Origin of the sequence: Duganella sp. CF517, assembly GCF_900110275.1 — a bacterium.
Classification (GTDB): domain Bacteria; phylum Pseudomonadota; class Gammaproteobacteria; order Burkholderiales; family Burkholderiaceae_D; genus Rugamonas.
This window is the reverse complement of the sequence record NZ_FODC01000009.1, coordinates 245,616-259,962: the sequence shown is the minus strand read 5'-3', so window position 1 is coordinate 259,962 and position 14,347 is coordinate 245,616. Positions and strand designations below refer to the sequence as shown.

The following is a 14,347-nucleotide window of genomic DNA, read 5'->3' as shown; positions in this document are numbered from 1 at the left end:
CCCGCAAGCTTTACGCTGCGGGGCTATTCTTGACGCGCGTTTCCGTGCTGGTTACTGCGGATTGCCGTCGGCGTCGATCTTGCGCACGTCGCCCAGCTTCAGTTCGCGGATGCCGCTCTCGACCTTGCCCATGTCGCCCACCACCACCCACACCAGCTTGCCCGGCGCGATGGTGCGCGCGGCCAGCGCGTTGGCTTGCTCCGGCGTCATCGCCAGCACCGTGTCGGTGAAGGTGTTGTAGTAGTTTTCCGGCAGCTTGTACTGCAGGATGGTGCTGTAGGCGCCGGCCAGCTGGCCCGCCGTTTCAAACGAGCCCGGCAGCGCCAGCGTTTCGTTGCTCTTGGCCTCCGCCAGTTCGGCGGCGGTGATCGGCTTGGCGCCGGCGATGTCGCCGTACTCGCGCACCAGTTCCTGCAGCGCCTCCGTGGTCTTGTCGCTTTGCACCGGCGACGTGCTCATGTACAGACGCTGGCCCAGCGCCGGCGACAGGCTCGAGCGCACGCCGTACGACCAATGCTTGTCTTCGCGCAGGTTCATATTGATGCGCGAGCCGAAGTTGCCGCCGAAGATATTGTTGACCACGCCAAGCTGGACCGCGTCCGGCGAGTTGCGCGGCGGCGCCAGCTGCACGCCGTAGATCACGCTTTGCAGCGCGCCCGGCTTGTCCATCAGGTAGACCACCGGCTTGTCGGCCGGCGCCACCTGGGCGATGTTCTTCTTCGGCGTCTCGCCGGCCTTCCAGCCGCCGAACGCTTTTTCCAGCAGCGGCGTGATCTCGGCCAACGTGGTGTCGCCCACCACCAGCAGGGTCGCGTTGTTCGGCTTGAACCACGCCTGGTGATACTTGGCCAGGTCGTCGCGGCCGATACGGGCCACCGACGCCTCGGTGCCGCTGCCGGTCAACGGCAGCGAATAGGCGTGGCCCTTGCCGTATACCAGCGACGGAATCACGCGCAAGGCCATCGTCGACGGATTGGCTTTCTCCCGCTGGATCGCGGCCAGCTGGTCCTTCTTCAAACGGTCCAGCTCGTTCTGCGCGAAGGCCGGCCGCAGCAGCACGTCGGCGTAGACGTCGAGCGCCTTCGGCATGGTCGCCTTGAGCGCGTTGAGCTGCACCGAGGCGCCATCCAGATTGGTGCTGACGGAGAAATTGGCGCCCAGCGACTCGAATTCCTCGCTGATCTTCGCCGCGCTGCGCGTGGCCGTGCCTTCGTCGAGCATGTTGGTCGCCAGGCTCGCCAGTCCCGGCAATTCCTGCGAATCGGACGCGTAACCGGCATCGACCATCATCGAGAAATTGACCACCGGCGCCGCGTGGCGTTCGGCCAGCACCACCTTCAGGCCGTTCGACAACGTCGCCTTCTGCATCGGCGGCAGGTTCAGCGATTCGGCCTTGCCCAGCGCCGGCGGCTTGCTGCGGTCGAGCTTGGCGGTGGTGGCGTAGTTGGTGGCGAACGGTTTGACTTCCAGCACGTAATCGCCGTCGGCGAGCCAGGCGTTCATCGCCTGCCTGACCTGGGCCGGCGTGGCCGCCTTGACCGCCGCCAGGTATTCCTTGTAGCAGTCCGGATTGCCGGTGTAGGTGGCGCAGCTGGCCAGCAAATCGCTCTTGCCGCCGAAGCCGCCGACGCGCTCGACGATGCGGGTGTACGAGGCCAGGATCGCCGTCTTGGCGATCTCCAGCTCGGCGGCGGTCGGGCCGGACTTCATCAGCGCGCGCAACTCCTCGTCGGCGATCGCTTCCATCTTGGCGACATCGGCGCCGGGGCGCGCGGTCACGACGGCATAGAACTGGCCGGCGATCTCGGAACTGTAGTTGCCGGCGCTGGCGTCGCTCGCCAGCTGGTCCTTGTAGACCAGGCGCTTGTAGAAGCGCGAGGTCTTGCCGCCGCCGAGCACGTTCGCCGCCAGGTCGAGCAGCGGTTCGGTCGCCGTGTGCGCGCCGGGCACGTTCCACACGCGGTAGATGCGGCCCTGCGGCACCCGGTCCTCGACCGTGCCGCGATGGGTGCCGCTGCGCTTGGCGATCCACTCCTTGTGCTTGGCCAGCGGCGGACCGGCCGGAATGTCGCCGTAGTATTTTTCGACCTTCTCGCGCGCCTGTTCCGGCGTGATGTCGCCGGCCAGCACCAGCACCACGTTGTTGGGGCCGTAGTTGGCCTTGAACCAGTCCTGCACGTCGGTCATCGACGCCGCGTCGAGGTCGGCCATCGAACCGATCGTGGTCCACGAATACGGATGGCCGGCCGGCCAGGTGTTCTCGGTCAGCAACTGGCGCGTGACGCCGTACGGCTGGTTCTCGCCCTGGCGCTTTTCGTTTTGCACGACGCCGCGCTGCAGGTCCAGTTTTTTCTTGTCGAGCACGCCCAGCAGATGGCCCATGCGGTCGCTCTCGGCGAACAGCGCGAAGTCCAGCATCGACGTCGGCACGTTCTGGAAGTAGTTGGTGCGGTCCGGATTGGTGGTGCCGTTCAGATCGGTCGCGCCGATCTGCTGCATCGAATTGATGTAGGTCTTGTTGAAATTGTCGCTGCCGCTGAACATCAGGTGTTCGAACAGGTGGGCGAAGCCGGTCTTGCCGGGTTTTTCGTTCTTGGAGCCGACGTGGTACCAGGTGTTGACGGCCACCACCGGCGTCTTGTGGTCCTCGTGGACCAGCAAGGTCAGGCCGTTTTTCAGCACGAACTTGGTGTACGGAATATCGGGAATGGCGATGTCGGACTTGGCCGATTTGTTCGCGGCCGGCTTGCCGGCTTCGGCGGCGCGGGCGGATGGCGCGGCGCCGGCGGCCAGCAAGGCGACGGCCATGGCGACCGACGCCGCGATCGTGGTGCGGCGGATGAACATGGTCATGCGGTATCTCCTCGTGGTGGGAACGGACCTGGGAATGGACCTGGGAACGGACCTGCAAGCGCGCGCCGGCGCTGTGGCCGGCACGCAACCATTTTATTGCATTTTAGTTAAACATAAAACTATTTACGCTTGGCCTCGGTTTTGTCGCGCGCGGCGCGGAACTCGGCGTCCGCCGCCCAGTTCGGCCAGGCCTTCGACTCGGCCAGGTCGCGGCCCAGTCCGTACAACATGCCCAGGTCGTGCGCCATGCCCTTGAACGACCAGTCGGCGCGCCACTCGTCCGACGGCTGGTGGTAGTCGTTGGTGGTGTAGCTCTCTTCGGCCTGCTTGCCGGCGCGCAGGCCGCCATCGACGAAGTCGTTGCCCGAGCCGTAGGAAATGGCCGGCACGCCGCGCTTGGCGAACGGGAAATGGTCGGAGCGGAAGAAGTAGCCCGCCTCCGGTTTCGGATCGGGCGAGTACACCAGGTTCCATTCCTTGGCCTTGGCGATCAACTGGTCGAGCAACTCGACCTTGGCGCTGCCGGAGATCGTGAAGTTGCGCGACACGCCTTGCGGGCTCAACGCATCCATATTGATCACGCCGACCGTCTGCGCCAGCGGGTACAGCGGGTTCTGCGCGTAGTACTCCGAGCCCAGCAAGCCCTTCTCCTCGGCCGTCACGGCCAGGAACAGCACGCTGCGCGCCGGCGCCGGCGCCTTGCCGTAGGCGCGCGCCAGTTCCAGCAGCGCGGCCAGGCCGGTGCCGTTGTCGACCGCGCCGTTGTAGATCTTGTCGCCCTTGGCGTTCGCCAGGCCGACGCCCAGGTGGTCCCAGTGGCCGCTGTAGATCACGGTCTCGTCGGGCTTGCTGGCGCCGACGATGCGGGCGGCCACGTTTTTCGACGTGATCACCTGCGCGTCGACCGCGTAGTTGGCCGACAAGGTCACGTCCTTCAGCTGCACCGGCTTGAAGTCGCGCGTCTGCGCCAGCTTCTTGAGCGCGTCGAAATCCTGGCCGCCGCGCTTGAACAGGTCGACCGCCAGGTCGCGCTGGATCCAGGCCTCCATCGGCGCGTGCGCCTCGGACGGCTTCTTGCGCACGATGTCGTACATCACGTTGGTGTTGGAATTCTTGACCGTCGGCCAGCCGTACGACGCCGGCGCCGTTTCGTGCACGATGATGGTGCCGAGCGCGCCGCGCTTGGCCATCTCCTCGTATTTATAGGTCCAGCGGCCGTAATAGGTCATGGCCTTGCCGCCGAACTCGCCGGCGCCGGTCTCGAAATCGGGATCGTTGATCAGCACCACCGCCAGCTTGCCCTTCAGGTCGACGCCCTTGAAGTCGTCCCACTTGCGCTCCGGCGCGGTGACGCCGTAGCCGACGAACACCAGCGGCGCGTTCTTGAAATCGACCAGCTTGACGCCGCTCATCGAGGCGCGCACGGCCAGGTCGTCGCCCTGCTTGAGCTCCTGGCTGCCCTTGGCGTCCTTGACCGACAGCTTGACCGGACCCTTGATCTCGAAACGGCCCAGCGGCACGTCCTGCGTCCAGCTGCGCTCGCCTTTCTTGCCTTTGACCGGGTCGCCGCCCGGCTGCATGCCGGCCGCCTTGAACTGTTCGATCAGGTAGTTGACGGTCTTGGTTTCGCCGGCGGTGTTCGGGCCGCGTCCTTCGAATTCGTCGGACGCCAGCACCTTGACGTCTTGCGACAACTTCTGCGGGCTGAATTCGGGACCGGTGGCGGCCTGCGCCAGACCGGCGGCGAGCAAGGAAGCGATGAGCAGTGTATGTTTCAAAATGACCCCTTCAAGTTAAACCTGCATGGAAACAGATCGGCAATACTGCCATGAAACCACAAGTACAGCAATCGGACCGCGCTCGGTGGGTTGGCGAACAGTGCGCTGGTGGACGCCGGCGCACACTGATGGCTTTCACCGCGAACCGGAGCATTCCATGCCCGAAGGACCATCGATCGTCATCATGCGCGAGCAGACGGCCGGCTTCATCGGCAAGACCATCGTGCAAGCGAGCGGCAACACCAAGGGCGTCGACATGGCGGCGTTGCGCGGCCAGCCGGTGCTGGACCTGCGCAGCTGGGGCAAGCACTTCCTGATCCAGCTGCCGGACCTGGCGCTGCGCATCCACTTGCTGATGTTCGGCAGCTACCGGATCAACGAGCGCAAGGACGCCACGCCGCGCCTGGCCCTGCAGTTCGACGATGGCGAGGAGCTGAACTTCTACACATGCTCGGTCAAGACGCTGGAAGGCGACCTTGACAGCAACTACGACTGGCGCGGCGACGTCATGTCCGAGGACTGGTCGGCGGCGGCCGCGCTCAAGAAGCTGCGCGCCGCGCCCGACACCTTGGTGTGCGACGCGCTGCTCGATCAGGATATTTTCGCCGGCGTCGGCAACATCATCAAGAACGAAGTGCTGTTCCGCATCCGCGTCCACCCGCTGTCGACGGTGGGCGGACTGCCGGCGGCCAAGCTGCGCGAGCTGGTGGCGCAGGCGCGCGAATACAGTTTCGATTTTCTCGAATGGAAAAAAGCCTTCGTGCTCAAGCAGCACTGGCTGGCGCACACCAAGCGCGTCTGTCCGCGCTGCGACCTGCCGTTCCACAAGGGCCACCTGGGCAAGACCAAGCGCCGCAGCTTCTTCTGTCCCAACTGCCAGAAGCAATACCCGCCGGCGCTGCCGGTGGCCAAGGCGGTGGCGCCGACTGCGCGCGCTAAACCAGCCCGGTCAAGTAGTAAACCGCGATCACAAAGAACACCGCCGCCGTCTTGATGACGGTGATGCCGAAGATCTCGCGGTACGATTGCTTGTGCGTCAGCCCGGTCACCGCCAGCAAGGTGATGACGGCGCCGTTGTGCGGCAAGGTGTCCATGCCGCCGCTGGCCATGGCCACCACGCGGTGCATCACCTCCAGCGGAATCTGCGCCGCCTCGGCCGCGCGGATGAACTGGTCGGACATGGCCGCCAGCGCGATGCTCATGCCGCCCGAGGCCGAACCGGTGATGCCGGCCAGGGTGGTCACCGACACCGCCGCGTTGACCAGCGGATCGGGTACGCTCTTGAGCGCCTGGCTGACGGCGACAAAGCCCGGCAGCGCGGCGATGACGCCGCCGAAGCCGTACTCGGACGCCGTGTTCATCGCCGCCAGCAGCGCGCCGCCGACGGCCGCCTTGGTGCCTTCGGCGAAGGCGTCGCGCACCCGGGCGAACGCCGTCACCACCACGAAGATAATCCCCAGCAGCAGCGCGCCCTCCACCGCCCAGATGCCGACCAGCGTCTTGATCGGCGTGGTGATCGTCGCGTGCAGGCCGGGCAAGGCGTCGGCGGTCAGCGCGTAGCTCTCGCCGTACCACTGCGGGATCATCTTGGTCAGCGCGAAGTTGACCACGCCCACCAGCAGCAGCGGCGCCACCGACAGCAGCGGATGCGGCAGTCCGCGCGCGCCCGCCTGCGCCGCGCCGGCCGCCGCCGGCTTGGCTTTATCCTCGACGCCGTAGCCTTCGCCGGTGGCCATCACCGCGCGGCGGCGCCATTCCAGGAAGGCCAGCCCGGCCGCCAGCGTGGCGATGCCACCGATCGTGCCCAGCCACGGCGCGGCCCAGCCGGTGGTCTTGAAGAAGGTGGTCGGGATGATGTTCTGGATTTGCGGCGTGCCCGGCAAGGTATCCATCGTGAACGAGAACGCCCCCAGCGCGATGGCGCCCGGCATCAGCCGCTTGGGGATGTTGCTCTGACGGTAGAGCTCGGCGGCGAACGGATAGACGGCGAACACCACCACGAACAGCGACACGCCGCCGTAGGTCAGCAGCGAGCACACCAGCACGATGACGGCGTTGGCGCGCGTGCGGCCGATGTAGCGGATCGCCGCGACCACGATCGACTCGGAAAAACCGGACAATTCGATCAACTTGCCGAACACCGCGCCCAGCAGGAACACCGGGAAGTACAGCTTGATGAAGCCGACCATCTTGTCCATGAAGATGCCGCTGAACACCGGCGCCACCGCGCCGGGATCGGTCAGCAGCACCGCGCCGAGCGCGGCCACCGGCGCGAACAGGATCACGCTGTAGCCGCGATAGGCGGCCAGCATCAGGAAACACAGTGCGGCGAGGACGATCAGGAAGGACATGCCGGCTCCATACATTGTTGGCTTCCGGCTATTGTAGAGTTAAATGCAAGCGCTCGCCGTCCGCATGCGATCCCGGCCGCCTGCGGCGTCGCGTCCGGCGCTTCCACGACGGCGCGCGCATGGTGGAGGCGGGATACGGAAATCGCTCGGGCATTGCAAGCTTGCCCAAAATAAAACCCTAGTTATTTGCTATTGGGCAATAAGAGACACTGCCGGCGGCAACCCCTGGTATCGATTGACGCTCGCGGAACGGGCTGCAATACTGGCTCATCGCAGCCCATGCAGGACGCCATGACTGAACTACGAGCCTCGCTCAAAAGCGGTGGCAGGTTCTCGCTGAACTGGAGCTATCTGAACGCCATCGCCAACGGCGTGTCGGCCATCGACCTCGGCGCGCTGGCGTTGCGCAACCTCCACGACGCCCGCCAATTCGTGCGCGAATACGGCTTCGACCTGGAGCAGCCGGCCGCGCCGGCGATCATCGCCCGCGCCCACCGCGAGGCGGTCGACTTCCTCGCCTGCACCTTCCTGGCGCCGGACCAGGCCGGCTTGATCCCGGCGGAGGTCAGCCATCCGGACGATCCGCTGCAATTGCTGGTGTACGCCTCGCTGCGCGGCAACAACGTCGACCTGCGCCGCATGTGGTCGTGCGCGGTGCTCAAGGTCATGCACGGCATCTTTTACATCGACAACAACCTCAAGCTGCGCCACTTCCACGCCATCCGCGCGCAGGTGTTCGCCACCCTGGACGAGGTGATCCGGCACGACGGCGACCGCCACTTCCTCACCGACGGCGAGGTCTGCCTGCCGATGCTGCACTACGAGCGCAAGAACAACAAGGGCCGCAACAGCATCCTGCTCAAGCTGCTGCAAAAGGCCGCCTACCTGGCCGCCGACATCTTCGACCACCTCGGCGTGCGGCTGGTGTTCGCGACCCGCTTCGAATGCCTGCTGGCGCTGCGCAGCCTGCAACGCGCGCACCTGCTGTCGGTCACCAACGTCGACGCCGAGCGCACCCGCAACACCCTGCTGGACCTGGAGGCGGCCAAGCAGATCTTCAACAAGTACCGCGCCCAAATCGAGCACAGCGACGACTATCCGTTCGAACTGCTGCGCACCATGGACGCCGAACTGGCCGACCTGGCGCAGCCGCAGACGCGCTGCGACAACCCGCACAGCGGCAGCGGCTTCAACAGCATCCAGGTGACGGTGCGCAAGATGATCCACGTGCAGCCGGACCATCCCAACATCGGCGCCGGCGGCGAGCAGGAATACGACGTCGGCTTTTTCTTCGAGTACGAGATCCAGCTGATGGACCAGGCCAGCTACGAGCGCAGCCTGGCCGGTCCGGCCAGCCACGACGCCTACAAGCGGCGCCAGATCGACACGGCGCGCACGCGCGTGTTCGGCCGCGAACTGCTGCGCTGGGTGGAGGCGCAATCGGCGCAATGAGCGGTGCGACGCGAACGCGCGCGCTGGCCTAACATTGGTTTCCGCCGCAGCAGGAGCCGACTTGTCCAATTTTATACACCGCCGCGTATGGCGCTCTCTGGCGGCCGCGATGCTGATCGCGTCCTGCCAGCCGGCGTCCAGCCAGGACGCCCCGGCCAAGGTGACCGTCACGGCCACCCGCGATCCGGTCGACAAGTCCTACCGCAAGATGATCGCCGGCATCGAGCGCTTCGAGCGCGACCGGGCGCTGGCGCCGCAGGCGTCCCTGCGCTTCCAATTGCTGCCGCGCCTGCCCACCACGCGGCTCGACGGCATCACCGTGCGCGTGGTCGGCGACACCGTCGCGCTGCCGGTGCCGGTCGCGCCCGACCACACCTTCACCCTCGACCGCGACAGCCAGGCGCTGCGCGAAGACGCGGCGCTGATCGCCAGCAGCAAGACCAGCACCTTGACCTGGCGCGCGCAGGTGCGCAGTCCCAACGTGCCGCCCGGCACGCGCCGCCTCGGCGACCTGCGGCTCGAATGCCAGGTCGGCGTCGAGGCGGGACTGCTGTCGAACAACGCCACCGTCTTCGCCTGGCTGGGCGAACTGCTGACCGACCCCGACCGCGTGTGCGCTTCGGCCGACGGCAACTACCTGTTCTTCGCCGAGCGGCCGCTGTTCGGCGTCACGCTGCGCGACGGCGCCCGCACGGAAACGCTGCCGTTTTCCAGGTTGTACGCGGGCGGCACGCAGACGCCCGACACGCTGCCCTTCTGCGATTGCCAGGTCTTGCTCGACCGTAGCTATTACGCGCCGATATGGGACCGCCGCTGGTCCGACGATACCCTGGTGGAATTCGACTACATGGACGCCGCGCCGGGCGCCGGCACGGTGCCGGTCGCCGGGACCCACCGCACCACGGCGCAAATGCGCGCCGCGCTGGGCCCGCCCACGGCGCTGCGCTTCGACAGCGGCTACCAGGTCTGGCGCTACCGGTATCCGACATCGAAGCCGGAGAAGAACCAGGAAGACGGCAAGCCCGGCTACGCCGAATTCGTCGTCCTGTTCGGCCCCGACGGCATCGCGCGCAAGGCACGATTGAGCGAGCCCTTGTAAAGCCGCGGCGATTGGATCATCATGAAATGATGAAAAATCCCCTCCGCTCCCGCCCCCTTCGCCTTGCCACGGCAAGCCTGTTGATGCTCGCCGCCAGCGCCTGCGGCAGCGCGCCGTCGGCCACGCCAGCCGCGCCGGCGCCGGGCGCGCCGACGGCAACCCAGACCGAGGCGCTATGGAAGAAAATCCAGGCCGCCAACGCCGACACCAGCTGCGACACGCAAAGCCAGTGCCACACGATAGGCTTCGGTTCGAAGGCCTGCGGCGGCCCCGAACGCTATCTGGCCTGGTCGAGCAAAAACAGCGACGGCGCCGCGCTCAAGGCGCTGATCGAGCAACACGCCGCCGCCCGCCGCGCCGACGACCAGCGCGAGCAGATGATGTCGACCTGCTCGCTGGTCAGCGACCCCGGCGCCAGCTGCCGCGCCGGCCGGTGCACCATCAACCCGACCGCGCCCGGAAGCGGCACCGATCCCCGCCGGGCGGATTGACGGCGCGACCGGACGGCGCGACCGGACGACGGGGTCATAACAAAAAAACCCGCGAGACCAACCGGCCTCGCGGGTTTTTCACATCCACAGCTGCCGCTTAGAAGGCCAGCGCCTCCTTGGCGCGCGAGTTTTTAAACAGCGGCAACGGATCGGTCGTATCGACATCGATCACGGTCGCGCCCTGCTTGACGCCGCCCAGCAGGTAGTTGACCACGCCGACATGGCGCACGCCAGGGGCCAAACCGGACCAGCTCATGCCCACGCTGGCGGTGCCGCCGATCGTGGCCGTGCTCGGCAGAACCACCTTGAAGTTGCCGCCCGTCGAAGGCTGCACCACCCAGCTCGACAGCGCGTACGTGGCCTGGCCGCCGTTCGGACGGAAACCGATCACGCACACGTTGTAGTCGCCGGCGGCCGGAGCCACCATCTGGATGGTTTCATTGGCCGAATCGCCGCCGCTGCTGAGCACGGGCGTGTTGCCGCGCATGACGATCAGATCGAGGTCCGAGTCGCCCGGGACGGCGCCGGTCGTATCCGAATCGAACAGCGAGAAGCGCGCCAGCAAGGTGCCGGCCGGGATCGTCACCGGATGCAGGTTGACGCCGGTGGCGGCGCCCGCCTGGCACAGCGCCGCGTTGCTCAGGCCGGTGTTGGCGGTGCCGATCGAGCGCGTCTCGCGGGTGGCCGGCTGCAGGCCGCCCTTGACCGCGCTCATGGCGCCGGCAAAGCCGGTGCCGACGGTGACGACCTTGCTGCCGGTGGCCGCCTCGCTCACCACGCTGGCCGGGGCCGACAGGCCGGTGGCGCGCGCGGTCAGCGGGCTGCGCACGACATGGGTGCCGTCTTTCCAGTTCAGCACGCCGTAGGCCCAGGTGTCGAGCGGCGCGCTGGTGCGGGTCAGCTTGACGGTGAAGCTGGCCTTGGCGCCGGCCGCCAGCACCAGGGTCGCCGGCTGCACCGAGACCGTGAAGCCCGGCAGCGAAGCGGTGGCGTTGTAGGTCGCGGTGGTGCTGCCGACGTTGGTGACGGTGCGCGTCATGCTCAAGGTGCCGAGCACGTTGGCGGCGGTCAGCGAGGCCAGGTTCAGGTTGTACGCGGCGATGCTGCCGCCCATCGTGGTGCACTGGGCGGTGGTGTAGATCAAGCCCTGGCCGCACAGGAAGCGCGCGTAGTCGACCGGCGCGATGTCGTACACCAGGCCGGGATCGGCCGCCGAGTTCGGCGCGATGTGGCCGGCGCCCTGGCCCCAAGGCAAGGTGCCGGCGTTGGTGGCGCTGCTGTCCCACGCGACCCGGGTGGTCAGGCCGTCGCTGAAGGTGTCGGTCGCGCTGGTCATCAGCGCCGACTTGATGGCCGACGGGGTCCAGTCCGGATGCAGCTGCTTGAGCAGCGCGGCCACGCCGGCCACGTGCGGCGAGGCCATCGAGGTGCCGCTGTAGAACGCCCAGTCGGTCACCGGGGCCGGCGAACCGGCGGCGACGGCGTCGCGCTGCGCCGGCGTCAGGTCGGCGGTGACGGCGGCCAGGATGTCGGTGCCCGGCGCGGTCATGTCCGGCTTGAGGATGTTGGCGTTGGCCACGTTCGGGCCGCGCGACGAGCTGCTCGACATGATCGGCGCCTTGACCGACGGATCGAAGCTGGCGCGCAGGTTGCCCAGCGACGCGACCGCCGTGTTCGGATTGGCGGCGATGTAGCTCTTCAGGACGGCGGTGTCTTCCTTGACGATGTGCACCGTCGAAATCGTGTGCGCCTGGTTGATGATGGTCGCCGCGCTGCCTTCGATGTTGGCGATGATCACGCCGACCGCGCCGGCCACCTTGGCGTTGGCGCTCTTGTTGACCAGCACGTTGGCGCCGCGGTCGCACACCAGGATCTTGCCGGCCACCTTGGCCGGGTCCAGCAGCGGCGCGACGGCGTCGGCGGCGCCGAAGCAGCGGCTCAGCTGGAGCGCATCGGCGCCGGCGACGCCGGCGTCCTTGGCCAGCACCAGCGGCGCCCTCGGCGTGTTGGCGTTGCTCGACGCGCCGGTCAAGGTGGCGCCGTTGCCGGTGACGGCGTCGGCCAGGTACAGGCGGTTGTGGGTCGAGTTGCCGACCGAGGCCAGCCAGGGGCTGATGTGGCCGACCGGGGCCGGCGCGGTCGAACCCGGGCCCTGGTTGCCGGCCGAGGTGGCGACGAACACGCCGGCGGCGGTGGCGCCCAGGAAGGCTTGTTCGGTCGCATCGGTGAACGAACCGCCGCCGGCGCTCGATCCGATCGAGAAGTTGATGACGTTGACGCCGTCCTTGACGGCCTGGTTGATGGCCGCCACGCTGTTGGACGGGGCGCAACCGTTCTTGCCGGTGGCGGCGTCGGTCCAGCACACCTTGTAGGCGGCGATGCGGGCGCGCGGCGCGATGCCGCTCACCTTGCCCAGGTTCAGGCCGCCGGTGATCGCGCTCACGCCGGCGTTGCCGGCCGCCGTGCTGGAGGTATGGCTGCCGTGGCCGCCGTGGCCTTCGGCGCCGGCGACCGAATCGCGCGCCGACAGGAACTCGGTCCAGTGCAATTGCTGGCCGGCCTGTTTGTAGTAGCGCGCGCCGATCAGCTTGTTGTTGCAATCGGCGACGCTGAAGCCCTCGCCGGTGTCGCAGCTGCCCTTCCAGGTGGTCGGCGGGGCATCGTAGACCACGGTCGAGCCGCTATGGCTCGGGTTGCCGTTGCCGTCGACGCGGTCGGCGTAGCTCGGGTTCTCCGGCCAGATGCCGCCGTCGACGATGCCGACCACGATGTTCTCGCCCGACGAGCCCTTGCCGCCCAGTTGGTCCCACAGGCCGCCGGCCTTGTCCAGGCCGAGGAAGGTCGGCGTGTAGCTGGTGTCGAGCTCCATCATGGAATCGGCGGTGATGGCCGCCACGCCGCTGTTCTTTTTGAGCGCGCGCACTTCGTCGTCGGTCAGCATGGCGGCGAAGCCGTTGAACACGACATCGTATTTATGGGTGATCTCGGCGGCGTTGATGGTGCTGATGACCGCGTTCTGCTTGGTGTCCAGGTAATTGATGTAGGCCTGCACGGCGGCGGCGTCGACGTTGAGGCGCTGGCCCTGCGGCGGCATCGTCGCGGCCAGGCCGGCGACCTGGCCGGTGTAGGTGGCGACCGGCTTGTCGGTCAGTTGCACGATGTACGAGCGGCGCTCGGACTCGGCGTGCGCCGGGCTGGCGCCGATCAGGGCGGCGGTCAGCATCAGGACGGCGGCGGAAATAGGACGGAGTTTCATGTGGGGCGTTCCTTGCTCAGGCGTTGATGGTGGCGGCGGCGGTGGTGGCTGCGGCGTTGGCGGCCGCCTTGGCGCGGCGGCGCGACAGCAGGCCCACCAGACCCAGGCCGAGGCCCATCATGGCGTACGTTTCCGGCTCCGGCACGGGGGCGACCGGACCGACGGCGCTGATATCGAGGTTGTCGAAGGCGAACTGGGCCTGGTTTTCCGAGCCCGGAAGCGGGCTGTAGCAACCGCCGGCGCCGTCGAACAGGCACGAACTGATGACCAGGCTGCTGAGGCTGACGTTGCCGAAGGCCGTCAGCGCGTTGCTGACGAACGGCGAATTGCCGGCCGCGTCGAGCAACGGGAAGTCGTAGGCGACCGCGATGGTGCCGCCGTCGATGCGCGTGCCGAGCAGGGTCAGCTGGCCCCACGAATAGCTGGGCAGGCCGCCGACCGGCGCCAGGAAGGCGTAGTCGATGCCCGACACCTGGAACGCCGCGTTATCGCCGCGCGTTACCTTCAGGCCGCCGTCGTTGACGCCCATGTAGAAGTGGCTGGCGTTGCCGGTCGGGCAGGCGGCGATCGCGCACAGGAAAGGGTCGTTGCCGTCGCCGACGGCGCCGGCGAACCCGGTGCCGTCCGGACCGGCGGCTGGCGTATCGATCACGGTCATCGTATAGCCGTGCTCGCTCAGGGTCTCGGTGCCGCCGTAGATCGACGGGCCGATCGATTCGAAATCGATCACGGCGGCCATGGCCGGCGTGGCGCTCATCAGCGCAAGGGCGCCGAGGGCGGCGCCGGTGATTTTTTTCAATTGCGCTTGCTTCAAGTGGTTCATTTCACTGCCCTTTTGATGAAAGTAATGGCGCCGTGGTCCGCCGGTCTGGTCGCCCGCTGGACCTTTGTCTACTTTTTGTAGGTAACAATGAATATAAACAAACAACACAATTTGAGTAACTTAAGATTAAGAATTATTATTCATTAATAATAATCAATTGCCAAATAAAATCTTGGTTCCTCTATGAAAGCAATGTCATCGAATTGTCACAAAATTGTGCCGGTATGATCATTTTTCTGTTGTT

9 protein-coding genes are annotated in these 14,347 nt (G+C 66.7%); 4 read left to right on the top strand and 5 right to left on the bottom strand.

Features of this window, described 5'->3' with window-relative positions:
* Positions 1 to 51: 51 nt before the first annotated feature.
* Together BMX85_RS27830 and BMX85_RS27825 are read right to left on the bottom strand one after the other, a co-directional pair.
* Complete coding sequence (locus BMX85_RS27830; RefSeq protein ID WP_090326906.1) at positions 52 to 2,853, bottom strand: M16 family metallopeptidase; 2,802 nt, start codon at positions 2,851 to 2,853, stop codon at positions 52 to 54.
* Between the two features lie 119 nt (positions 2,854 to 2,972).
* Positions 2,973 to 4,631: a M28 family metallopeptidase gene (locus BMX85_RS27825; RefSeq protein WP_090326903.1), complete on the bottom strand. Its 1,659-nt coding sequence runs from the start codon at positions 4,629 to 4,631 to the stop codon at positions 2,973 to 2,975.
* A gap of 157 nt (positions 4,632 to 4,788) precedes the next feature.
* Here BMX85_RS27825 and BMX85_RS27820 point away from each other — a divergent pair, with 157 nt between their 5' ends.
* Positions 4,789 to 5,625: a DNA-formamidopyrimidine glycosylase family protein gene (locus BMX85_RS27820; RefSeq protein ID WP_090326899.1), complete on the top strand. Its 837-nt coding sequence runs from the start codon at positions 4,789 to 4,791 to the stop codon at positions 5,623 to 5,625.
* Here BMX85_RS27820 and BMX85_RS27815 read toward each other — a convergent pair.
* Complete coding sequence (locus BMX85_RS27815; protein WP_090327100.1) at positions 5,567 to 6,982, bottom strand: GntP family permease; 1,416 nt, start codon at positions 6,980 to 6,982, stop codon at positions 5,567 to 5,569. The genes BMX85_RS27820 and BMX85_RS27815 overlap by 59 nt on opposite strands.
* 291 nt (positions 6,983 to 7,273) lie before the next feature.
* Between BMX85_RS27815 and BMX85_RS27810 the strand changes: the two genes are divergently transcribed.
* The 3 genes from BMX85_RS27810 (at position 7,274) to BMX85_RS27800 (ending at position 10,024) form a co-directional block, all read left to right on the top strand.
* Positions 7,274 to 8,434, top strand: coding sequence for a TIGR04552 family protein (locus tag BMX85_RS27810; protein WP_090327096.1), 1,161 nt, complete (start codon positions 7,274 to 7,276; stop codon positions 8,432 to 8,434).
* Positions 8,435 to 8,495: 61 nt separating this feature from the next.
* Positions 8,496 to 9,533: a hypothetical protein gene (locus BMX85_RS27805; protein ID WP_229210694.1), complete on the top strand. Its 1,038-nt coding sequence runs from the start codon at positions 8,496 to 8,498 to the stop codon at positions 9,531 to 9,533.
* 83 nt (positions 9,534 to 9,616) lie between these two features.
* Positions 9,617 to 10,024 carry a hypothetical protein gene (locus BMX85_RS27800; RefSeq protein ID WP_229210701.1) on the top strand — a complete coding sequence of 136 codons (408 nt, stop codon included), beginning with the start codon at positions 9,617 to 9,619 and terminating at the stop codon, positions 10,022 to 10,024.
* A 97-nt stretch (positions 10,025 to 10,121) separates the two neighbouring features.
* On the opposite strand, the gene BMX85_RS27795 is transcribed toward BMX85_RS27800, so the two are convergent.
* Complete coding sequence (locus BMX85_RS27795; RefSeq protein ID WP_090326886.1) at positions 10,122 to 13,280, bottom strand: S8 family serine peptidase; 3,159 nt, start codon at positions 13,278 to 13,280, stop codon at positions 10,122 to 10,124.
* 16 nt (positions 13,281 to 13,296) lie between these two features.
* On the bottom strand, positions 13,297 to 14,103 hold the full coding sequence (locus BMX85_RS30685) for an NF038120 family PEP-CTERM protein (protein ID WP_090326881.1): 807 nt from the start codon (positions 14,101 to 14,103) through the stop codon (positions 13,297 to 13,299).
* Between the last annotated feature and the right edge of the window lie 244 nt (positions 14,104 to 14,347).

Bases quoted from the DNA above. Each gene is read 5' to 3' on its own strand.
- BMX85_RS27815 (WP_090327100.1), bottom strand. From the start codon at position 6,982: ATGTCCTTCCTGATCGTCCTCGCCGCACTGTGTTTCCTGATGCTGGCC.
- BMX85_RS27795 (WP_090326886.1), bottom strand. From the start codon at position 13,280: ATGAAACTCCGTCCTATTTCCGCCGCCGTCCTGATGCTGACCGCCGCC.
- BMX85_RS27810 (WP_090327096.1), top strand. From the start codon at position 7,274: ATGACTGAACTACGAGCCTCGCTCAAAAGCGGTGGCAGGTTCTCGCTG.
- BMX85_RS27830 (WP_090326906.1), bottom strand. From the start codon at position 2,853: ATGACCATGTTCATCCGCCGCACCACGATCGCGGCGTCGGTCGCCATG.
- BMX85_RS30685 (WP_090326881.1), bottom strand. From the start codon at position 14,103: ATGAACCACTTGAAGCAAGCGCAATTGAAAAAAATCACCGGCGCCGCC.
- BMX85_RS27800 (WP_229210701.1), top strand. From the start codon at position 9,617: ATGCTCGCCGCCAGCGCCTGCGGCAGCGCGCCGTCGGCCACGCCAGCC.
- BMX85_RS27820 (WP_090326899.1), top strand. From the start codon at position 4,789: ATGCCCGAAGGACCATCGATCGTCATCATGCGCGAGCAGACGGCCGGC.